Annotated in this window: 22 protein-coding genes and 1 tRNA gene; 13 read left to right on the plus strand and 10 right to left on the minus strand. The window is 59.6% G+C overall.

The features are described 5' to 3' along the window. The first annotated feature begins 262 nt into the window (after nt 1-262). Nucleotides 263-1117 (plus strand): class A beta-lactamase, encoded by an 855-nt coding sequence (gene bla, locus KMP13_RS10220; RefSeq protein WP_215265748.1) that lies wholly within the window; start codon nt 263-265, stop codon nt 1115-1117. Between the two features lie 18 nt (nt 1118-1135). On the opposite strand, the gene KMP13_RS10225 is transcribed toward bla, so the two are convergent. The 7 genes from KMP13_RS10225 to KMP13_RS10255 form a co-directional block, all read right to left on the minus strand. Further along, the gene (locus tag KMP13_RS10225; RefSeq protein ID WP_215265749.1) at nt 1136-2068 is read right to left on the minus strand and encodes an AEC family transporter; all 933 of its coding nucleotides are present in this window, start codon (nt 2066-2068) and stop codon (nt 1136-1138) included. 37 nt (nt 2069-2105) lie between these two features. Then, the gene (locus KMP13_RS10230) at nt 2106-2903 is read right to left on the minus strand and encodes an MBL fold metallo-hydrolase (protein ID WP_215265750.1); all 798 of its coding nucleotides are present in this window, start codon (nt 2901-2903) and stop codon (nt 2106-2108) included. Continuing rightward, nucleotides 2903-3706: a TatD family hydrolase gene (locus KMP13_RS10235; RefSeq protein ID WP_215265751.1), complete on the minus strand. Its 804-nt coding sequence runs from the start codon at nt 3704-3706 to the stop codon at nt 2903-2905. The genes KMP13_RS10230 and KMP13_RS10235 overlap by 1 nt, the downstream gene beginning before the upstream one ends. Nucleotides 3707-3754: 48 nt before the next feature. After that, nucleotides 3755-4873 carry a DNA polymerase III subunit delta' gene (locus KMP13_RS10240; RefSeq protein ID WP_215265752.1) on the minus strand — a complete coding sequence of 373 codons (1119 nt, stop codon included), beginning with the start codon at nt 4871-4873 and terminating at the stop codon, nt 3755-3757. Next, nucleotides 4870-5517: a dTMP kinase gene (gene tmk, locus KMP13_RS10245; RefSeq protein ID WP_215265753.1), complete on the minus strand. Its 648-nt coding sequence runs from the start codon at nt 5515-5517 to the stop codon at nt 4870-4872. Before tmk ends, KMP13_RS10240 begins: the two co-directional genes overlap by 4 nt. Beyond that, the gene (locus KMP13_RS10250; RefSeq protein WP_251363796.1) at nt 5514-6644 is read right to left on the minus strand and encodes a D-alanyl-D-alanine carboxypeptidase family protein; all 1131 of its coding nucleotides are present in this window, start codon (nt 6642-6644) and stop codon (nt 5514-5516) included. Before KMP13_RS10250 ends, tmk begins: the two co-directional genes overlap by 4 nt. Before the next feature lie 82 nt (nt 6645-6726). Continuing rightward, the gene (locus KMP13_RS10255; protein WP_251363786.1) at nt 6727-7722 is read right to left on the minus strand and encodes an SPOR domain-containing protein; all 996 of its coding nucleotides are present in this window, start codon (nt 7720-7722) and stop codon (nt 6727-6729) included. 234 nt (nt 7723-7956) lie between these two features. Between KMP13_RS10255 and KMP13_RS10260 the strand changes: the two genes are divergently transcribed. The 3 genes from KMP13_RS10260 to KMP13_RS10270 all read left to right on the plus strand — a co-directional run bounded on the left by KMP13_RS10260 (nt 7957) and on the right by KMP13_RS10270 (nt 9940). Further along, nucleotides 7957-8046, plus strand: a tRNA-Ser gene (locus tag KMP13_RS10260). 261 nt (nt 8047-8307) lie between these two features. After that, nucleotides 8308-9261 carry an agmatinase gene (gene speB / locus KMP13_RS10265; protein ID WP_215265755.1) on the plus strand — a complete coding sequence of 318 codons (954 nt, stop codon included), beginning with the start codon at nt 8308-8310 and terminating at the stop codon, nt 9259-9261. A 160-nt stretch (nt 9262-9421) separates the two neighbouring features. Continuing rightward, nucleotides 9422-9940 (plus strand): MarR family winged helix-turn-helix transcriptional regulator, encoded by a 519-nt coding sequence (locus tag KMP13_RS10270; protein ID WP_215265756.1) that lies wholly within the window; start codon nt 9422-9424, stop codon nt 9938-9940. A gap of 33 nt (nt 9941-9973) precedes the next feature. Here the strand turns inward: KMP13_RS10270 and hppD are convergent, their stop codons facing one another. Next, complete coding sequence (gene hppD, locus KMP13_RS10275; RefSeq protein WP_215265757.1) at nt 9974-11080, minus strand: 4-hydroxyphenylpyruvate dioxygenase; 1107 nt, start codon at nt 11078-11080, stop codon at nt 9974-9976. A 347-nt stretch (nt 11081-11427) separates the two neighbouring features. On the opposite strand from hppD, the gene KMP13_RS10280 reads away from it, so the two are divergent. From KMP13_RS10280 to KMP13_RS10295, 4 genes are all read left to right on the plus strand, one after another. After that, nucleotides 11428-11955 (plus strand): flavin reductase family protein, encoded by a 528-nt coding sequence (locus KMP13_RS10280; RefSeq protein WP_215265758.1) that lies wholly within the window; start codon nt 11428-11430, stop codon nt 11953-11955. Nucleotides 11956-12090: 135 nt separating this feature from the next. Continuing rightward, nucleotides 12091-13146 carry a Hint domain-containing protein gene (locus KMP13_RS10285; RefSeq protein ID WP_215265759.1) on the plus strand — a complete coding sequence of 352 codons (1056 nt, stop codon included), beginning with the start codon at nt 12091-12093 and terminating at the stop codon, nt 13144-13146. Between the two features lie 213 nt (nt 13147-13359). Then, on the plus strand, nt 13360-13980 hold the full coding sequence (rpsD, locus tag KMP13_RS10290; RefSeq protein WP_215265760.1) for a 30S ribosomal protein S4: 621 nt from the start codon (nt 13360-13362) through the stop codon (nt 13978-13980). Nucleotides 13981-14182: 202 nt separating this feature from the next. After that, nucleotides 14183-14752, plus strand: coding sequence for a PA14 domain-containing protein (locus KMP13_RS10295; protein WP_215265761.1), 570 nt, complete (start codon nt 14183-14185; stop codon nt 14750-14752). Between the two features lie 18 nt (nt 14753-14770). Here KMP13_RS10295 and KMP13_RS10300 read toward each other — a convergent pair whose 3' ends face one another. Beyond that, nucleotides 14771-15232, minus strand: coding sequence for an Lrp/AsnC family transcriptional regulator (locus tag KMP13_RS10300; RefSeq protein ID WP_215265762.1), 462 nt, complete (start codon nt 15230-15232; stop codon nt 14771-14773). Between the two features lie 107 nt (nt 15233-15339). Here KMP13_RS10300 and KMP13_RS10305 point away from each other — a divergent pair, with 107 nt between their 5' ends. The 4 genes from KMP13_RS10305 to KMP13_RS10320 all read left to right on the plus strand — a co-directional run bounded on the left by KMP13_RS10305 (nt 15340) and on the right by KMP13_RS10320 (nt 19670). Next, nucleotides 15340-16761 (plus strand): aminotransferase class V-fold PLP-dependent enzyme, encoded by a 1422-nt coding sequence (locus KMP13_RS10305; RefSeq protein WP_215265763.1) that lies wholly within the window; start codon nt 15340-15342, stop codon nt 16759-16761. Nucleotides 16762-16903: 142 nt separating this feature from the next. Continuing rightward, a complete protein-coding gene (hisC, locus tag KMP13_RS10310; protein WP_215265764.1) occupies nt 16904-18001 on the plus strand; it encodes a histidinol-phosphate transaminase in 1098 nt (365 codons plus the stop codon). Further along, the gene (locus KMP13_RS10315) at nt 17998-18915 is read left to right on the plus strand and encodes a prephenate/arogenate dehydrogenase family protein (protein ID WP_215265765.1); all 918 of its coding nucleotides are present in this window, start codon (nt 17998-18000) and stop codon (nt 18913-18915) included. The genes hisC and KMP13_RS10315 overlap by 4 nt, the downstream gene beginning before the upstream one ends. Continuing rightward, nucleotides 18915-19670: an extensin-like domain-containing protein gene (locus KMP13_RS10320; RefSeq protein ID WP_215265766.1), complete on the plus strand. Its 756-nt coding sequence runs from the start codon at nt 18915-18917 to the stop codon at nt 19668-19670. The genes KMP13_RS10315 and KMP13_RS10320 overlap by 1 nt, the downstream gene beginning before the upstream one ends. A 129-nt stretch (nt 19671-19799) precedes the next feature. On the opposite strand, the gene KMP13_RS10325 is transcribed toward KMP13_RS10320, so the two are convergent. Next, a complete protein-coding gene (locus KMP13_RS10325) occupies nt 19800-20801 on the minus strand; it encodes a DUF2125 domain-containing protein (protein WP_215265767.1) in 1002 nt (333 codons plus the stop codon). 67 nt (nt 20802-20868) lie between these two features. Here KMP13_RS10325 and KMP13_RS10330 point away from each other — a divergent pair, with 67 nt between their 5' ends. Beyond that, nucleotides 20869-21399, plus strand: coding sequence for a gamma-glutamylcyclotransferase (locus KMP13_RS10330; RefSeq protein ID WP_215265768.1), 531 nt, complete (start codon nt 20869-20871; stop codon nt 21397-21399). Nucleotides 21400-21421: the final 22 nt, after the last annotated feature.

Raw genomic sequence — 21421 nt, forward strand, 5'->3', positions numbered from 1 at the left:
TTGCGGGCCTTATATGCATCCCACCGCCCCTTGTCACGCCCGCATGTCGCAGCGCAGCAAAAGCGCGACAAAAGGAGCAGTTTTGTAGGCGTAAAAGGTAGCGGACGCCGACGCAGAGCCAGAAATTCAAACGTCTTTTACGTCATGAACGAATAAGGTGAGCGCCTATTTGCCAACAAGACCACAGGTTGATGTTTGCCTTTGTGAAGGCAGCTGCGCGCGTATTAACAGGGCGCAAAATGAGTAAAGAGGCAGGTATGTTATGAAGCAGATATTGATTGGAATCGTTCTTATCTTCGGAGGGGCGCTAAAAGCGAGTGCTGGTGAGCTGAGCGACGTTGTGACCGCTTGGGAAACGCGCCTTGATGCGCGCGTCGGTGTCGTTTTGCGGGATGTGCAGTCCGATTGGCAGATAACTCACCGTGAGGATGAGCGCTTTGCCATGTCGAGCACGTTCAAGCCGCTTCTATGTGCAGCCATTCTTGCGCGTAGCACAGAACAAGGCGAGGCTCTGACCGAGCAGATCGAATACACCGCCGCCGACCTGGTGCCCTATTCCCCGGTTACTGAACTGCATGTAGAACATGGCATGACCATACAGGATCTCTGCACTGCTACCATGACGCTCAGTGACAACACGGCTGCAAACCTCTTGTTGGAGCGCATTGGAGGACCTGAAGCGCTGACGCAGTTCTTGCGCCACATTGGAGATCGGACCACGCGTCTTGACCGATGGGAAACCGCGTTGAACGAAGCTAAACCGGGGGATCTGCGGGACACAACCACGCCGTCTGCAATTCTTGCGACATTGCAGATGTTGTTGTGGGGGGACGTTTTGTCCACCAATAGCGCCGCGCAACTGCGACAGTGGATGGTGGACGATCTGGTTGCTGATGGGCTTATCCGGGTTCATGTGCCAGAAGGGTGGACCATTGGTGACAAGACCGGAGCTGGGGGGTACGGTTCCCGTGGGATCATCGCCTTTCTTGAAACGGACCTGGGTGCGCGGTATCTGGCAGCGATCTATCTGACCGAAACCGACGCCGACTTTGCAGTGCGCAATCATGTACTGGCCGACATTGGTCGGGCGATGATTGCGGAGATCAACGCGCGATAAAGAACTGATAGCGTGTTGTTAGTCGATCAGCGCAAGCCATCCTAGAATCGTCAGCATGGACATGGCGGTCGCCAACAACACGGTTGAGGCGGCGACGCGTTTGGCGCTGTCATAGATATTGGCAAAGATGAACCCGTTGACCCCGGTTGCCATAGCGGCCGTCAAAACGCCGGAACGCAGCAATTCGGTGTCGACCGACAGCGAGCTGCCCAAGCCAAAGACGATCGCGGGATGCACCACCAAGGACAAGGTACAAGCGAACAGGATCACTCGCATGTCGCCTTCGGGGCGGTATTGGGTCAACACGCCGCCAAGCGCAAACAGCGCGGCCGGCAGGGCGGCGGCGATCAACATCGACAGGGCCTCTTCGACCGTGTTCGGGATGGTGACGCCCGAGAGGTTGACGATGAAGCCAAGCGTGATGCCCAGGATCAACGAGTTCTTGAACATGGCGCGCAGAACGTGTCGGGTGGTCTGGATGAACCCGGTGCCGCGGTTGCGCAGGATCTCCATCACGGTGATGCCGATGCCATAGCTAAAGGGCGAGTGAAAGGCGATGATCGTGTAGTTGCCAGTCAGCGCCTCGGTGCCAAAGGCTCGTTCGGTGATCGGCAGACCCAGCAGCGCGGCGTTGGAAAACAGACAGCAAAAGCCGATGACCGTGGCATCGGTCCAGGGGCGGCCAAACAGATAGCGGGCCCCAAAGATCCCAACCAGAAAACAGGTCAGCGCCCCGGTGTAAAAACTGATCAGCAGCGGCACCGAAAATCCGGTCGACAGATCCAGATGTGCGATGGCGCTGAACAACAGACAGGGAATGGCAAAGTTCTGGGCGAATTTCATCAACCCATCGATATGGACCTGCTGAAAAATCCCCGCCGCCGTGGTGGCATAGCCCGCGCCCACAACCAGGAAAACCGGCAAAATAACATCAATTAGTGTGTTCAACATAGGCCGAATTTAATCCTTTGGCGGATCCGCATGACCCTTACACCGGGTAGCGGATCACCATGCCATCATAGGCTGGGGTAATATGTTTGGCGGTCTCATCCGCCAGGGTCGCATAGTCCAGATCATTGTGCAGATTGGTCAGAACCGCGCGTTTTGGTGCCATCCGCGTGATCCATTCCAACGCATCATTCAGGTTGAAATGGGTCGGATGCGGCGCGCGACGCAGCGCGTCCAGAACCCAGCAATCCAGACCTTCAAGAGCTGGCAGCGCGTCGTCATAGATCTCGGACACATCCGGTAAATAGGCGAGCTGTTCGATCCGAAACCCCAGCGCATCAATCGCGCCATGTTTGACCCGAAACGGCTGAAACGGGATCGTGCCACCGGGGCCGTCGATTTCAAACGTATCCTCGATGCTGTGCAGATTCAGGATCGGCGGATAAGAGGAGCCTTCGGGTTGCACAAACGCATAGGCAAAGCGCGACAGCAGCGCGTTTTGGGTATCCGCATCGGCATAGACCGGGATGCGAGCGCGCATGTTGAACACGATCATTCGCAGATCATCGATCCCATGCATATGGTCCGCATGGGCATGGGTATAGACCACACCGTCCAGGCGTCCGGTGGCGGTGTCCAGCAATTGGCTGCGCATATCGGGCGAGGTGTCGATTAACACGCTGGTGGTGCCGTTCTCCGTCTCACGCTCAACCAGCATCGAACAGCGCCGGCGCGTGTTCTTGGGGTTGGCGGGGTCGCAATCGCCCCAATGTCCGCCCAAACGCGGCACGCCGCCAGAGGAGCCGCAGCCCAGAATGGTAAAGCGTATCTCTGCCATCAAGCCACAGCCTGATGCTGCGCAACTTTCCAAAAGAGGCGGTCAAAATTCTGTTCGGTCTGCGTGGCAAAATCGGCGTAATCCATGCCAAAAACCTCGGCCCCGATACGGGCGGTATAGGCGGTATAGGACGGCTCGTTGCGCTTGCCGCGATAGGGGGGCGGTGCCAGATAGGGGCTGTCGGTCTCAACCAGGATCCGATCAATCGGGGCGGCGGCAAAAATATCGCGCAGCTCCTGGCTTTTGGGGAAGGCGGCAATGCCCGACATCGACAGGTAGCAGCCCATCTCAAGCGTGGCTTTGGCCAGCTCCGGTGAGGATGAGAAACAGTGCATGACGCACGTGAACGCCCCCTTGGCCATCTCATCGCCGAGGATCTGCGCCATGTCATCATCAGCGGCGCGGGAATGGATGATCAACGGCAGGCCGGTTTCGCGCGCGGCCTCGATATGGATCAAGAGCGAGCGTTTCTGCACCTCGGCGCTCTCGGCTGTGTAATGGTAATCCAGTCCGGTCTCACCAATGCCGACAAATTTCGGATGTTTGGCCAGCCCTACCAGTTCCGCGACCGAGGTCATCGGCTCTTCGGCAGCGCTCATCGGGTGGGTGCCTGCGGCGTAGAACACCGGGGCATGGGCCTCGGCGATGGCGCGCACAGAGGGTTCGTTCTTCAGCTTGGTGCAGATGGTGACCATACGGGCCACACCGGCCTCGGCTGCGCGGGTGAGGATCTCATCCAGCTGGCCTTCGAAATCAGGGAAGTCCAAGTGGCAATGGCTATCGGTGATTTGCGGTTCGCTCATGCTGGTTTTCTGCCCTTTACGCCCGTGTCGCGTCCTCGGGCCGTGGCCTTAACGGGACGCGGTTTCCTGCATCTTGAAGACCGTATCTAGGACAAGTGCAGCGGGGTCAAGGTTCACCGACTGCCCGTGACGCGCCCGTGACGTGGCTGTTGCCGCAAGGTCCGCCCATGCCCGCGCTTTGTGCGGATTGGGCGACAGGCGCAACAGGGTTTCGCCCTCCTGTGGGGCGGCTTCGGGCATCGGGGCTTGGCCGGTGGCACCGGTGCGGGCAAGGCGCGCCAGACTGGTCTCGATCAGGGTCAACAACAGTTCAAACTTGGCCTTGGCCCCGGTCTGCGCAGCGGCCTCGGCCAGTTTCAGCGCGCGGCCACGATCCAGCCGCGGCATGGAGGCCAGGATCTGCACCCATTCGCTGTAAATCTCCAAACCGCCCATGGACAGCAGTCGGACCGCATGACCGACGGAGCCCTGCGCCAGCGCGTTCAGGTGCTCGGTGTTGCCTGCCAGCTCGATCCCGGCTTGCGTCAAGGCGGCTTGCATGTCGCCTGCGTCCAATGGGCCCAACCGCAAGGTACGACAGCGCGACCGGATGGTGGGCAGCAGGCGCGAGGGTTGGTGGGAAATCAGCAAAAGCGTGGTGCGGGCGGGGGGCTCTTCCAACATTTTCAACAGCGCGTTGGCGGCACTGGTGTTCATGTCGTCGGCGGCATCGACGATTACCACACGGCGTCCGCCATCGGTGGCCGACAGGCCAAAGAACCGGTTCAGCGCGCGCACATCATCGACCACAATCTGGTCGCGCAGTTTCTCGCGGTCATTATAGCTGCGACTGATGGCGGCCAGTCCCGGTTCCGCCAGCGCCTGAATGCGGTGGGAGACCGGATGGTCGGGATCGATTGCCAACGAGGTGGGCGGGGGCGGCGCGCCAAACAGGCCGCCGTCATCGTCCGGCGTGGCCAGCAAAAACCGGGCGATCCGCCAGGCCAATGTGGCCTTTCCGACCCCTTGGGGGCCGGTGATCAGCCAACCGTGGTGCATCCGGTCCGAGGTGTACGCCGACAGGAAATCACGCTCTGCTGCGTCTTGTCCAAACAAGCGCGGCGTTTCGCGCGGGTGCGGCGCGCCGGGGGCCTGATCGGCGCGGGGAAGGCTGTCAGCGTCGCTCATGGATCGATTTGTGCCAACGCCTTAAGCGTGGCGGCGAGCACAGCTTGGGCCACATTTTCGGGCGGCTGATCGCCGTTGATCACCACAAAACGGTCAGAGAATTCCTCAGCCAGCGCCAGAAAACCGGCGCGCATTTTCTGCTGCAGTTCGAGCCCCATGTCCTCAAACCGTTCCTCGTGACCTTTGCGGCCTTTGGCACGCGACAGGCCGATGGCGGGGTCCATGTCCAACAGGATGGTCAGATCCGGTTCGCGGCCAATCATCAGCGCGTGCAACTGGTCCACGGTGGCGCGCAGATCGCCGCGCGACAGGCCCTGATACATGCGGGTGCTGTCGGCGTAGCGATCACAGATTACCACTTTTCCGTCCGCCACCGACGGCGCAATCAGACGTTCCAGATGGTCGCGACGGGCGGCGGTGAACAACAATAGCTCGGTCTCGGCCGACCAGCGGTCGGGATCACCCTCCAGCACCAGACTGCGGATCTCTTCGGCCCCGGCAGAGCCGCCGGGCTCCCGTGTCAGGACCGTGTCCAGCCCGCGCGCGTGCAGCGCTTCGGCCAGACGTTTGCATTGTGTTGATTTTCCTGACCCGTCGATACCTTCGAAGGTCAGAAAGAGGCCATTTTGGTCTTTGGGGGTCACTGCGTCGTCTCAGGGCCGTTCAGTAAACGTTTGATCAGAACTTCGGCCGCCGTTCTGACCCGCACAGGAAATCCACCCACGGGTACATCAGTTTCCGCCACGAGGGGAAGCCGTTTTTCCGGCAGACCGTCCGGTTGAAACACCAGCTCTGCCAACAGGTCCCCTTGGGTGATTGGTGCCTGAAGCGGGCCGTCATAGACCACTTCGCCCTGCAATTCGTTGCGTTGCAAGGCGGGCAGCAGCACGTTCAGATCATCCTGCGCCACTAGACCCACGGTCTTTGCATTGCCCATCCAGACTTCGGCCTGAGCGACGGGAACGCCCGCTTTGGCTATTGTTTTCTGGGAAAATTGGCGAAAGGACCAGTTCACGACCGCCTCGGATTCCTCGGCGCGTTCGCGGGTGCTGCCAAGACCGGTCAGCACAAAGATAACCCGGCGATCATCCTGCAGGGCAGAGCCCACCAGACCATAGCCCGCCTCTTCGGTGTGACCGGTTTTCAGGCCATCGGCGCCAATATTCAACGACAGCAACGGGTTACGGTTGCGCACATTGGAGGGCGCGCGGCCATCAAACAGGAACTCACGCTCGGCAAACATCGGGTAGTATTGTGGGAAATCCTCGATCAACCGCTCGGCCAGGGTGGCCAGATCCTTGACCGACATCCGATGCCCTGCCGCAGGCCAGCCGTTGGAATTGGCAAAGGTGGAATGCTCCATCCCCATATCGCGGGCACGTTCGGTCATGTAACGGGCAAAGCCGACCTCGGTCCCATCAGGGGACAGCGCTTCGGCCAGAACCACACAGGCGTCATTGCCAGACAGCACGATAATGCCGCGCAGCAGATCCTCAACCCGGACCCGGTCCTGGGTGTTCAGGAACATGGTCGAGCCTTTGTAGCTCATGGCGTGCAGGCTGACGGGCAGCGTCTCGTTCAAGGTCAGACGCCCATCCTGCAAAGCCTCAAAAGCGATATAAAGCGTCATCAGCTTGGACATTGACGCCGGGGGCAGCGGGACGTCGGGGTTTTTGGACATCAACACGGTGTTGGTGCCCTGATCCACCACATAGGCCGCGCGTGCCTTGGTATCAAAGGCGGCGGCGGACAGCGCCGTGAGGCTGACCATCAGGCCAGCGGCAAAGGTGGATTTCAAACTGGTCAACACGGAACGTTTCAACAGAGTGATCACGGGCGGTCTCCCTTTGATATCAGTTGGTGACAGCATATGCGTCAGTAAAGCCCGTGTCGCGTACTTGTTTCAACAATTGCGTGCGTTCCGATTTGGTTTGGGCGGGACCCACAAGGACACGCCAGAACGGTTTGCCATTTGAGGATTGCGCCAGAACCTGCGGGATCATGCCAGAATTGCGCATAATATCCGCGGTGCGTTTGGCGTTGGCTTCGACGCTAAAGATACCAATCTGCAGGAAGGGTTTTTCGAGCGAGGATCTGACAACGGGCTTGGGCGTGGGATTTGGTGCAGGCGCTGCAACTGGGGTTGGGGCAGGGGGTGCATTGGCCTCGATCGCGGCGGCGGCACCTGCGATGGGATCCAGCGATGAGGTTTCCACCGGGGCCGGAGCCAATGCGCCCAATGCGATATCGTCAGAGGCATCGGCAAGGTCTGCAACCGGGGCCTCGGATACCGCTTCTTTGCGCAGGGCCGTCACGTTGACCTCAACCGGGCCACCCGCCAACATGCCAAGCGCCTCGGCCGCGTCGGATGAGACCTGAACGCGGGGGCCGGGGATTTCGCGTTCGCGCCGGAACAGGGCGCCGATGACGAACTTACCGTTTGCGTTGTTGCGGATGATGACACGCTCGGGGTCGCGCGCATCGGGGTGGGCCACCCAGACACCGCCCAACGACGGGCGACCATCCCACAGGCCGGTTTCAGTCACTTGGAACACATCCGGTGCTTCGACGTCGCGCTCTACCAACTCGGTCGAGGTGGCGGTGTTGATCGCGCCGCCCTCATCTGCGCCTTTATCCTTGCCTTTGAACAGGGCGCTAAAGCGTTTGCCAAATCCGGGTTTTTCGGCACCTGCAGCGCTGTCGGACAGCGTCGTTGTTTCTGCACCCGGTGTGCCGTCAGCAAATGGTTCACCGCTGCTGGTGGTTTGGCAGGCTGCCAAAGCGGAGACCAGCGCCAGCGAGACGACCATCTGCGTGCCGCGAATTTTCATAGAAGGAGACTTCTGCATCCTCAGTGTCCTTGCCTGTTTTTACTGCCGCTATGATGCTCTTTGCCTGTGGGCATCTTTGGCCGGCCTATTATGTTTGCGATCACCATAACCAGATGGTGTACACAAGAAAACCCTACGCCCAAGAGGTCGGCAATAATCTGACAGACTCTGGTGACAAGGTTGTGAATTTGCAGGAGCGTCGATTTCCCACTTGCATCAAATCCGAGCAACGCCTAAACCCCACGCCAGACCGGGGAGGTGGCAGAGTGGTCGAATGCGGCGGTCTTGAAAACCGTTGAACGTGAGAGCGTTCCCAGGGTTCGAATCCCTGTCTCCCCGCCACTCTCTCTCTGCACCGGTGATTTTAGTTATTTGCGATCGCGCGCTGCGGCGCGGCGATTGACGGGCCTGCGGTCGTGCCCTTTGTGGTTTTGCCTTTTAAATCAGCGATGCGGGGCAAAGATTGCATGTGTTCGGCAGCGCGGGGTCGCGTTGGGCTTGTTCAATAAGATGGCGCGCAGGAAACTTGTGGGGCGTGGCCCGTTTAAACGGGCGCGCACTATCGCAGAACAGCCCTCTCATAACACAAGTGAAGTGCCGACAATGACCCAGCCGCCTTTTTCGTTTCAGCCCGTCTCGGCCATGGATGTGCCGCGGTTTGCCGGCATGCCGACCTTTATGCGGCTGCCCCATGTTCCGATGGGGTCCGAGCATTTTGATGCGGTGGATATTGGACTTGTCGGGGTGCCCTGGGACACGGGCACCACCAATCGCCCCGGTGCGCGCCATGGGCCGCGTCAGTTGCGGGATCTGTCGACCATGATCCGTGCCCGGCATCCGGTGTCTGGGATCGAACCGTTTGTGGCGCGCAAGTGTGCGGACCTTGGTGACTGCCCGGTGAACCCTGCCGACACGATGGATACGCTTGGGCGGGTGACCGAGTATTTCACTGCGCTACACGCCGCCGGTGTCACACCGCTGGTTGCCGGGGGCGATCACCTTATCACCTTGCCGGTGTTGCGTGGGTTGGCGCAGGATGGCCCCTTGGGCATGGTCCATTTTGACGCCCATACGGATCTGTTCGACAGCTATTTCAACGGCTGCAAGTACACCCACGGCACCCCGTTTCGCCGCGCGATTGAGGAAGGGCTGCTGGATCCCAAGCGAATGATCCAGATTGGTATTCGCGGCACACGCGGTGGCGATGATGTGGAATGGGGGCTGGAGCAGGGCATTCGCATCGTCACCATAGAAGAGCTTTATGACACCGGTTTTGATGTGATCATGGCCGAGGCCCGCCAGATTGTTGGTGATCTGCCCACCTATGTGACCTTTGATATCGACAGTATCGACCCCGCCTTTGCGCCGGGCACCGGCACGCCCGAGATCGGCGGTTTTACCGCATTGGAGGCGCAGCGGATGGTGCGTAAGTTGCAGGGGTTAAACCTGGTGGGGGCCGATCTGGTGGAGGTCAGCCCGCCCTTTGATGCGTCTGGCGGGACGGCCTGGGTCGGGGCCTCGATCATGTTTGAACTGCTCTGCGTGCTGGCCGCATAACCAATATTTGGGTTGAACCTCGCCGTGGCGTTTAACCCAAAATGCGGTGTAAACGGCAAAACATGCTTAAATAGTGGAACTTCCCCTTGGTATTTACGCGGAAACACGGATAATCCGCGCCAATGACCGGTTGAGGCCGGCTTAAGGGAAGGAGCAGGTCATGGAGCTGATGGATGTAGAGGCGGCGCGTGTGCGTCTTGCGGCCCTGTCGCGGCTTGAGGTGCATCTGTCGTTTCGGATCTCGCGACTGTGCAAGCTTCTGGACAATCACGCGATCAAGAACCTGAAACACCCGGATTTGAACCTGACGGATTACCGGATCCTGTTGGTTCTGGATATCTTCAATGAGGCAAGCGCCGCTGAGCTGTCCCGTTTGATGGTCATTGACCGTGCGCAAATCAGCCGCTCGGTCGGGGCCTTGCGCAAGGCGGAATTCCTGACCGAACGGAGTGATCCTGGCAACAAGCGGCGCAAGCTCTTGTCCTTGACCGACAAAGGACGCGCGACGCTGGCCGAGGAAGAGCCGTTTTTCACCGACCGTCAGAATATGTTTGAGGACATGTTGACGCGTGAAGAGCTGTCGGGGTTGATGGTGGCAATCGACAAGCTGTCGCGGCATCTGGCGCAGGATCTGGACCAACCCCAAGCAATGCCAAGCTCGCAGGGTAAACTGCCCTGATCCAGACCGGCAGGGCAGTTTGCTGGCTGTGGGTTATTCGCCGGCTTTTAACACGCCGCGCTGGATCTGGTCGGCTTCGATGGATTCAAACAGCGCTTTGAAGTTGCCCTCGCCAAATCCGTCATCGCCTTTGCGCTGGATGAACTCAAAGAAGATCGGCCCGATCACGGTTTTTGAGAAGATCTGCAACAAGATCCGCGTTGTGCCGCCATCCACCACGCCTTCGCCGTCGATCAAGATGCCGTATTTCATCATCTTATCAATTGGTTCCTGGTGATCGGTGACCCGCTCCTGGGACATGTCGTAATAGGTCTGAGGCGGTTTGGGCATGAATTTGATGCCATTGTCGGCGATCTGATCCACCGCGTCATAGATCTCTTCGGTGCCAACCGCGATGTGTTGAATGCCTTCGCCCTTGTAGCGGCGCAGATATTCTTCGATCTGGCTGGTCTCATCCGCGCTTTCGTTGATCGGGATGCGGATCTTGCCATCGGGGGAGGTCAACGCGCGCGAGAACAGGCCCGTGTGTTTGCCTTTGATGTCAAAGAAGCGGATTTCCTTGAAGTTAAACGCCTTGGCGTAGAAGTCATACCAGGTCGCCATATTGCCGCGCTGCACATTGTGGGTGAGGTGGTCGAGGTAGTAAAAGCTCGCCCCGGTGGGTTTGGGATCGACCGCCTCCAGCCAGTTGAATTCCACAGAATAGCAGGAACCTTTGTCGCCGTAGGTGTCAACAAAATACAAAAGCGAGCCGCCGATGCCGATGACTGCAGGAACATCCATCGATTTGCCGGGGCCGGTGTATTCCTTGGCCCCATAGTCCAACGCGCATTTCAGTGCGTGTTGGGCGTCGACCACCCGCCAGGCCATAGCAGGCGCACAGGGGCCGTGTTCGGCGACAAATTCTGCGCCGTGGCTGCCAGGTTCGCGATTGATCAGATAATTGATGTCGCCCTGACGATAGAGAGAGATGTCTTTTTCTTTGTGACGCGCAACCTCTACATAGCCCATGTTTTGAAACAGCTCTTCCAACGCGCCGGGGTCGGGGTGGGCGAATTCGACGAATTCGAACCCATCGGTTCCGGCAACATTGTTTTCATCGATGGTGGCTTGTGGCGCGTCATGTGGAAAGGGACCCATGGTCATCCTCCATTGCAAGTCGCGCTGACGTGCCCTGCACGCGACATACAAATTCCCGGCCCGCGGGGATCTGCCTGATCGTGATGCAGATCATGGGAAGTGTCGCGCCTGACGTGATGACTTGTCAACACTTGCGTGGGGGCGTCCGGAAATACCCTCACGTCATTTAGGACAGTGGGCGGCGGGCAGCTGGTGCGCGCCACAGGTTCTGCGGGTTTCTGGGCGAGGGGCCACACCACAAAGGTGTTGACGTTTGTGTCATAGAATTGGTCGGATGCACTGGATTGGGGGTGGGGAATCTGGTTTACGTTGGCACAGTCCCCTGACGCCGGAGTTCGTGGCACATTATGACGCATCAGACCGACTTTGTTCCCTCTGCTGAAAACAGCCGTCTCTTGCGCGATGCCTTTGGGCGGTTTGCGACCGGGGTGACCATTGTCACCGTGGCAAGCGAGGACGGGCCGGTGGCGATCACCGCGAACAGTTTCTCTTCCTTGTCGCTCAGCCCGCCTTTGTTGTTGTGGTCCATTGATCGCGGCGCAAACCGGTTTCGCTATTTCGAGCAGGCGGAGCATTTTGCCGTGCATATCCTGTCTGCCGCGCAAAAGTCCCTTTGCTGGGATGTGGCCAAGGACGCCTTTTGCTTGCGAGGACGTGCGTTGGGTGAAAACGGCGATGGGGTTCCTTTGTTGGAGGGGGCGTTGGCGCGGTTTGAATGTGCGCGCCATGCGGCCTATGACGGCGGCGACCACATGATCTGTGTCGGTCGGGTGCTGCGTGCAAGCCTGTCTGAGGCAGACTGCGCGGATGCAAGCGAGGCGCTGACGTTCTTCAAAGGCAGCGAAGGTCGCTTCCATCCAATCGAAAGCGCGTGATCCCTGACGCTGCCCTTACGTCATTGCGACTTTCACGCCACGATCCGTGAAATCTCCAAAAACGCATATATGGCCATTGTCTCGAATTTGTTAACAATGGGTTAACAAAAATAAACCGAGGTAGGATCAGAGCAGATGAAAACGGGCTTGAATGGCGCGTTTGTTCTCTCATGGTCGCAGACAGAAATAGACGGCCTTCCGGCCACCACCCCCGAGGCATTGCAAGTGGGCTCGGCGTGGTCCTGGCAAGGGCAGGCTGTGCGGGTGGATGGGCCTGCATCTGCGTTGCGACTGGGTGAGACAGCAAACGGCACCGACATGCGCCTCCGCGCAGCAAAGATTGTACGCAAAATGGTCGGCGTGGCGCTGGAACCTGATCGCGCGCCTGTGGCCGAAATGACGCCGCTGCGTGACAGCTGTTTTCAGGTCACCAATGGGGTGCAAAGCTTTACGGTCACCTTGATCGATGTGGGGCCGGATCAGCCGCCGTTGTTGATGTTCTTGGGCGCTGTGCCGCCGCATGATCAGGATCTGTGGGTGACGCATGTCACGCTGGATCCGATGCGGTTTGGGGCGGTGCCTGCACGCAATGGGGTGATCTGTTTCACGCCAGGCACCCAGATCGCAACGCCCGATGGGCCGCGTCTGGTGGAGGAGCTGCGCGAAGGAGATATGCTGCAGACCCGCGACAATGGCGCGCAACCTTTGCGTTGGGTGGGCGGTCGCCGGATGAGCGGCGCGCGTCTGCATGTGATGCCATCTTTGCGTCCCGTCCGCATTCGCGCCGGCGCGCTGGGCATAGAACGTCCCGAAGAAGAACTGCTGGTGTCACCCGAACATCGCATGTTGATAAAAGGTCGCCATGTGCAGGCGCTGTTCAACACACCCGAGGTCATGGTGGCCGCGCGGGATCTGGTCAACAACCGGTCGATCATCGTGGACCATCACGTGCGCCAGGTGACATATGTTCATCTGCTGCTGGACGGACATCAGGTGGTCTGGGCCAATGGGGTCGAGACAGAGAGCTTCCATCCGGCCAGTGCCGCGCTGGAGGCTTTGGCGCCGCAGGATCGCGCGCGTCTGCTGGCGGAATTGCCCGAGGCTGAGCACGACCCGATGCGGTTTGGTGGCTTTGTGCGGCGCAATCTGAACCGGTCCGAGGCTGCGATCTTGCTGCATGATGCGGCCTGATCCGCGAAATCGGGACGTGGCGCTATATAGCTGTTGACTCCTCCCGGCGTTCCTATAGAAGCGCGGCTTCATTGGTGTTGGTGGCCTCCGCAAGGGGATGCCTGTCATGTCTGGTTCCAACAGGATCATTCAAGAGGACAACGCCCTTCTATTGTTGCGGTTTGAACCGGGTTCGGACCAGGTCGCGACGCCATTTTTGAAGGAGATCAGCGTATGACTAAACGTACCGCTGCCAAGTATAAAATTGACCGCCGTATGGGCGAAAACATCTGGGGCCGTCCAAAGTCCCCGCTGAACCGTCGTGAATATGGCCCCGGCCAGCACGGTCAGCGCCGTAAAGGCAAACTGTCTGACTTTGGTATCCAACTGCGCGCCAAGCAGAAGCTGAAAGGCTACTACGGCGACCTGACCGAGAAGCAATTCCGCCGCATTTACTCCGATGCTGAGCGTGTAAAAGGCGACACCGGTGAAAACCTGATCGGCCTGCTGGAGCGTCGTCTGGACGCTGTTGTGTACCGCGCCAAATTCGTTCCGACCGTATTTGCGGCCCGTCAGTTCGTGAACCACGGCCACGTTCTGGTGAACGGCAAGAAGGTCAACATCCCGTCTTACCGCGTTAAAGAAGGCGACGTGATCGAAGTTCGCGAAAAGTCCAAGCAAATGGCCGCCATCCTGGAAGCGGTTCAGCTGCCAGAGCGTGACGTTCCGGACTACATCGACGTTGACCACTCCAAACTGGTTGCCACCTACGTGCGCGCCCCGGGCCTGTCGGATGTTCCGTACCCGGTTGTTATGGAGCCAAACCTGGTTGTTGAATTCTACGCGAAGAACTAATCTTCGCCGCACCAGTCGAGACTTTCAAAGGGCTGCCTGTTTCAGGCGGCCCTTTTTGCATTTGGGGGTGTGCACACAATTTCATCATTGTGATTGTCAAATAGGTTTATTTTTTCATAAAGTTTTCGAGATCACATTTTGAGGGCGTGCCTGAGGCCTGTTGCTACAGGACAAAAAGCGCCCGGGGCAACGGGAAGTAATGATGAACTATGTTAAACTGGGCCTCGGCCTGGCTTTGGGATTTTGTGCGCATATGGCAGCGGCGGGGCCGCTGAAACTGGAGCCTGCCAACCCGCAGCCCGCCAATCTGAAACCGGGGCTTGCGGTGCAATATGCCTATCCGGCCGATGTGCGGAACCTGAAATCCGCTGAAAGCGCGCTGCGGTATAAGGTTGAGCAGGGCGCGCCGCTTGCTGGATTGGATCACCGTGACACGGATGTGGGGGAAAAGGTGCTGACCTCTACCCGCGCGGAACGGGTTGTCGCCGATATCTCTGGGTTTGTGCATTTCGACGCGCCGGGGCAGTACACCATCGATTTCCTGACCAACGACGGGCTGCGTGCCACGGTTGGTGGGCAGATTGTGGGCGAATTTGACGGCCGCCAACCCTGCGAAGAAACATTCGCGGTGGATGTCGAGGTGCCAACGGCGGGTTGGTATCCGCTGAAGGCCTTGTATTACCAACGTCTGAACACGGCCTGTCTGCATATGCGCATGGGGCCGGTGGGCAAGCGGGTGAAATGGATGCCTGACAGCGCCTTTGGCCATTAAGTACCTGAAAAATATGGGCTACAGCGGGAGGGGGCGCCCTTCTGCTATGGTCTCCATCGCGAAGTAGGATGTGACGCTGTCCAGCTCAACACCCGCGATAAGACGTTGATAGACCCGGTCGTAACTGGGCATATCTTCGGTCACCACTTTCAGCTGATAGTCATAATCGCCGCCGATCCGGTGGAAATCCACCACCTCGGGAATGGTCAGAACGTGGCGGCGAAACTGCGCCAGCCAGTCCACTGAGTGGTGGCGGGTGCGCAGCATGACAAAGACCACCAGATCCAGACCCAGCGCCTTGCGATCAATGCGGGCCGTGCTGCCTTGTAACACGCCTTGTTCGTCCAGCGCGCGCAGACGGCGCCAACAGGTGTTCTGCGACAGGTTCAACCGGTCCGCCAGCTCCCGTTGGGAGAGGCTTGCATCGCTTTGCAGGGCTTTCACCAGTGCGCGATCTATTTGATCTATTTTTGAACTCATTTGCGATCATATGATCGAAATAGGGCGTAAATCAATGTGATAATGATTGCGCATTATCCAATCACGTGGGGCAGGATGGGCAAAAGCAGACAGAGCGGAGCCCCCAGATGCCATTTACCTCATTCAAAGCCGACCTTGCCAACCATGTGGCAAAAGGAACCCTGGGCCCGGATATCATCGGCGACGGGGTGATGATCCCAGGTTTCAAGGGCGAGGTGCCGCTGGTCTATGCGGATTACGTCGCCTCTGGCCGGGCCATGCACAGCGTGGAGCGGTTCATTGCCGCGCAGGTGCTGCCGTTTTATGCCAATTCCCATACCGAGGCCTCGTATTGCGGGCAGTATATCACCCAATTGCGCCGCGCTGCCCGGGCTGAAATTGCGCAAGCCTGCGGGGCGCGTCCAAGGGATGCCGTGATCTTTACCGGTTCTGGTGCGACGGCGGGGTTGAACCGCCTGGTCAGCCTGTTTGGCGTCAACGAAGCACGCGATCCGGTGGTGTTTATCGGTCCCTATGAACATCACTCCAACATCCTGCCCTGGCGCGAAAGCCGGGCCAAAGTGGTAGAGATCCCAGAAGGCGCGCGTGGCGGTGTGGATCTGGCGGCACTGGCGCAGGCTTTACGCGATAATGCCTGCAGCGACGTGATGATCGGCAGTTTTTCTGCGGTCTCTAACGTGACCGGCATCGTGACCGACCCGGATCCGGTGTCGCAGCTGTTGCGCGCGCACGGTGCCAAAGTGGTCTGGGACTATGCCGGCGGTGGGCCTTACCTGCCGATCGATATGGGCGCATATGGCGGCGCGCCGAAGGATGCGGTGGTGGTCTCCCCTCATAAGTTCCCCGGCGGGCCCGGTGCATCAGGCGTGTTACTCGTGAATCAAGATGCGGTGGTTGCGCAAAGCCCCAGCTGGCCGGGGGGCGGGACCGTGCGCTTTGTCTCTCCCTGGCGTCATGACTACAGCGCCGATCTCGTGGCACGCGAAGAGGCCGGCACCCCCAATGTCATCGGCGACATTCGCGCGGCGCTGGCGTTTCTGGTCAAAGCGGCGGTGGGCCACCCCGAGATCGCCGCGCGTGAGAACAGATTTGCGCGCTTGGCCTGGGACGCTTGGGGCGCGCATCCACAGATCACGATTTTGGGCTCGGACGTGGCGCACCGCTTGCCGATCTTTTCATTTATGGTGCGCGACCGGGCTGGTGATGCGGTGCATCAGCAACTCTTCACCCGGATGCTGAGCGATGTGTATGGCATTCAGGCGCGGGGCGGATGTGCCTGTGCGGGGCCCTATGCGCATCGTTTGCTGGGGATCGATGCCGCCGCCTCGGACGCGTTGTTTCAACGGTTGGAGGCGGGCGAAGAGTTGGAGAAACCGGGTTGGGTGCGGCTCAATTTTTCCTATCTGATGACGCCGCAGACGGTGCGGTACATCTTGGCCTCCGTGGTGGAACTGGCGGAAAATGTCGAACGCTATCTGTCGTCTTATCGCGCAGACCCCGCAACAGCACGGTTCAAATGCGCCAGCTGAGCGGGGTTCCTTTGGCGGAATTTGGTAATTGATCCGGATTTGGCGGGAAAAACGACCAAAGCGGGCGGCTGCGCGCGGTCTTGCGGCTTTTCCAATGGCGGCGGTGGCGATATGACTGGGGCGATTAAAGGAGCCCTAACACATGACGCAGATCACACCGCAGCCCGGAATCATGGATATCACCCTCTATCAGGCGGGCAAATCCCATGTGACCGGTCAGGCGCGGGTTATCAAGCTGAGCGCGAATGAAAACCCCTTTGGCCCAAGCCCCAAGGCAATTGCCGCGGCGCAGGCTGCGGCGCCCGATCTGCATCGATATCCCTCCACCGATCACGCAGAGCTGCGCACCGCCATTGGCGAAGTGCATGATCTGGACCCCGACCGCATTATCTGCGGCGTCGGCAGTGATGAGGTGCTGCAATTTATCACCCAGTCCTACACCGGTCCGGGCGATGAGGTGATCTATACCGAACACGGGTTTTCCATGTATCCGATCCTGGCACGTCAGGCGGGGGCGACCCCGGTCTGTGTGCCGGAACGTGACCGGAGGGTCGATGTGGATCAGATCCTGAATGCGGTGACAGATCAAACGCGGCTGGTGTTTCTGACCAATCCCGGCAATCCCACCGGCACCATGCTGGACGACGCAGAGGTCGCGCGACTGGCACAAGCCCTGCCTGCGCATATCCTGTTGGTGGTGGATGGTGCTTATGCGGAATTCGTGCGCGGCGAGACGCCGTTTGATGGCGGTGCCGGACTGGTTGATGCACATCCTAATGTGATCATGACCCGCACCTTCTCCAAGGTTTATGGTCTGGGCGGGCTGCGGGTTGGCTGGGGCTACGGCGCGCGTGAGATTATTGATGTGCTGAACCGGGTCCGCCAGCCCTTTAACCTGTCGAACCTGTCGTTGAACACGGCCGAGGCCGCCTTGCGCGACCGCGACTATCTGTCGTTTTGTATGACGGAAAATGCCAAATGGCGGGATTGGTTGGCGGCGGAACTGGAGGCCTTGGGCGTGGCGTCAGATGAAAGCCAGACCAACTTCATCCTCGCACGGTTTGCCGATCAAGAAGAGGCCGAGGCTTGTGATGCGGTCTTGCAATCGCGCGGCGTCATCGTGCGCAAAGTGGCCGGGTACGGCATCCCCAACGGGCTGCGCATCACGGTTGGCGACGAAGAGGGCTGCCGCGCCGTGGTGGCCGGGATCCAAGCATTCAAGGAAGGTGCGCGCGCATGACATCTGTTGTTTACGAGCGCGTGGCGCTGATCGGCCTGGGGCTGATCGCGTCCTCGATGTTTTGGGCGATGAAGCGCAGCGGTCTGGCGGGTGAGGTCACGGGGTTTGCGCGCAGCGTTGAAACCCGCGACACCGCACGCCGCATCGGACTGTGTGATCGGGTCAGTGATACGGTGGTTGAGGCGGTGCAGGACGCCGATCTTGTGGTGCTCTGTGTGCCGGTTGGGGTCATGGGGCAGGTCGCGGCGGAAATCGCGCCGCATCTGAAACCCGGCGCGACGGTGTCCGACGTGGGTTCGGTCAAGGCCGGCGTGATCGAGGCGGTGCAGCCGCATTTGCCAGCGGGCGTGCATTTTGTCCCGGCTCACCCGATTGCAGGCACCGAACATTCCGGGCCCGAGTCCGGCTTTGCCGAACTGTATGACAATCGCTGGTGCCTCTTGGTGCCGGTGGAAGGCACCGATCCTGCCGCGACCGAACGTCTGCGCGCGTTGTGGGAAGGGATGGGCGCCAATGTGGATGAGATGGAGGCCGACCACCATGATCTGGTGCTGGCTGTGACCTCTCATGCGCCGCATTTGATTGCCTATACGATGGTGGGTGTGGCCGATGATCTGCGCCGGGTGACCGACAGCGAAGTTATCAAATACTCCGCTGCGGGGTTTCGCGATTTCACCCGGATTGCGGCGTCCGATCCGACCATGTGGCGCGATGTGTTCTTGACCAATAAAGAGGCGACGCTGGAAATCCTGGGCCGGTTCACCGAAGAGCTGTTTGCCTTGCAACGAGCGATCCGCACCGGCGACGGGGAGCATCTGCATGACTATTTCACCCGCACCCGCGCGATCCGGCGTGGCATTATCGAAGCCGGACAAGACACGGCCGCGCCGAATTTCGGCCGGGAGAAAAGCTGATGGCACGCGCGGGGTGTTTGGCTGGGCTGGTAATGGCGGCTGCATGTGCGGCTGCGAGCCTGCAGGCGGAGTCAATTGGCAGCGCGGCGACATCTGTTGGATCCAACGCGTCCGGAAATTTCATGTGGGCCTTGCCGTCGCAGGCAGGCGATGTCTCAGCCTGGCCGGATCTGTTGGGACCTGATCTTTTGGGGCCACATTTGGTGGAGCCGGTTCTGTTTGGCAAACGCAAACGGCGCAAGGCTGCGATCTGTGACGATCTGGACATTCAGGGTGAGGCTGTTGGTGTTGTTCCGGGCAAACTGAACGGCTGCGGCGCGACGGATGCAGTGCGGGTGCGCGCGGTCTCTGGCGTGACGTTGAGCCAGCAGTCGGTGATGACATGTGAGACGGCGCAGGCCTTGAAACATTGGGTTGAGAAAGGCGTGCAACCGGCGTTTCGCAAAGATGTGGTGGGGCTGCGGGTTGCGGCGCATTACTCGTGCCGGACGCGCAACAATCGCCCCGGTGCCAAAATCTCGGAACATGGCCGTGGCAAGGCGATTGATATTTCCGGGTTTATTCTGAAAAACGGCGATGTGATCACCGTTCTTGAGGGATGGAAGTCACGCAAAACCCACAAGCAGTTGGAAAAGGCCTGGAAAGCGGCCTGTGGTCCATTTGGCACGGTTTTGGGACCGCGGTCGGATCGCTATCATCAAGACCACTTCCATCTGGATACCGCCCGCCATCGCGGTGGACCTTACTGTCGGTAAGATTTTGCAGCGGCGGCGCGTTCTTTCAAAGGCGGGCGGCTCCCGCGCCTGAAGGGGGCTTTGCCCCATTCCAGCCTTGGGCGCCGCATCGCACCAAGGGTGCGATGCGGTTGCGATCTTTAGCAGAGGTCAGCGCAGTAGAATGCGCGGGGCAGGGCCAAGGGGCAAGGGCCCGAGCATGACGCGACCGCGAGCAAAGTTCAGGCGCAGCTCTAACCGTTCGGGATGACCGCTGCGCCCGGCAAGCAACGTCAGGACCTGCTGCACATTGGAGCGCAGCGAGGGCGGAAGCACGCCGGCCTCCTCGGCCAGGGATAACATGCGTTGCCAGTCCTGTGCCTGCAGAGTGATGGTGCCGGTGGGGCGGCCTGCTTCGTCCATCGTTAATTCACCCGCCGCGCGGATCTGCATCGGGCCCCATTGCACATGCATCTGTTCCAGAATGATGTGACGTGGTTGCGGGCGGCTTTGTTCCAGCGCGCGGCGATCCCAGGGCGTGTCAAAGGTCGCGGTGGCGCGAAAATCCAGCGCGTCAAACGCCTCTGGCAGGCCTTTGGTGGAAAACAACAATCGCCGGGTGTCGCCGGTCAGCACCAGATCCGCGATCGTGCCGTGCATTTGGTAGCGCAGCGGTGCGTCGCTTTCTTCCATGCGCAGAACAAAGGCCTGACCAGACAGGAGCGGCTGGTCCGCATCCGAGATCTGCCAGGGGCCGGAGCGCAGGTCGATATGTTCCAGCGCCAGCGCGCGGCCCGGTGCAAAACCGAGGCCGGCGCGCATGTCTGTCGCCTCCAGAACCAGGGTGCCGTCAAAATAGGAAAACCGTTGCGGGCTTGCCGGAAAGCGCAGCCCTTGTTGGGTGGGGGAGACGGCGGCGCTGTCGAGGGAGATCCAATCTGCGCTCCAGGCGGTGCCGGTGCCGGGATCGGCAAGCGCCGGGTTCACAATCCGGGTCACGTGGCGGGAGGGGTATCCGGCGGTTTCGACACCGTCATATTCCGCATGCCAGCCTTCGCGTGCACGTTCACCAAACCAAGCGGTCACCCCCTCACGCAGGGCCCAGGCCGCGATGCCCCAATAGGCAGTCCATAAAAGAGTGAGCACTACAAGCCAATTGATCAACCTGCGCATAGCAATCCCCTTTTCGCGGCCGTGAAATGCTGTTTATAAGGTGCGGTCAAAAAGGACCAGTAACGACATGACGATGTGGGTTTTTGGATATGGGTCGCTGCTGTGGAACCCAGGCTTTCCAGTGGCTGAGACGCGCAAAGCGACGCTGCATGGCTATGGGCGGTCATTTTGCATGTGGTCGATCCATCATCGCGGCACCGAAGAAAACCCAGGCCTGGTGCTGGCGTTGGATGAGATCGAAAGCGCCCATTGCACCGGCCTCGCCTTTGCGGTGGAAGCGAGGCACGAGGCCGCGACATTGCAGGCCTTGCGTGAGCGCGAGCTGATATCCTCGGCCTATGTAGAGCGCGAGCTGGATGTTGAGCTGGAATGCGGAGAGCGGGTGCGCACCGTGACCTATGTGGTGGACCCCGAACACGTGCAATATTGCGGTGGCATGGCGTTGGAAACGCAAGCCCAAGTGATCGCACGCGCCATTGGCGGACGGGGCCCAAATACAGAATACCTATACAACACCGCCGAGCATTTGTCGGAAATCGGATTGGAAGATACGGATCTGACCTGGCTCACTGCGCGAGTGCGTGAACTGACCGCATAAATGCGTGATAAACACTTGGCAC

Source organism: Epibacterium ulvae, from assembly GCF_018678075.1.
GTDB classification, from domain to species: domain Bacteria; phylum Pseudomonadota; class Alphaproteobacteria; order Rhodobacterales; family Rhodobacteraceae; genus Epibacterium; species Epibacterium ulvae_A.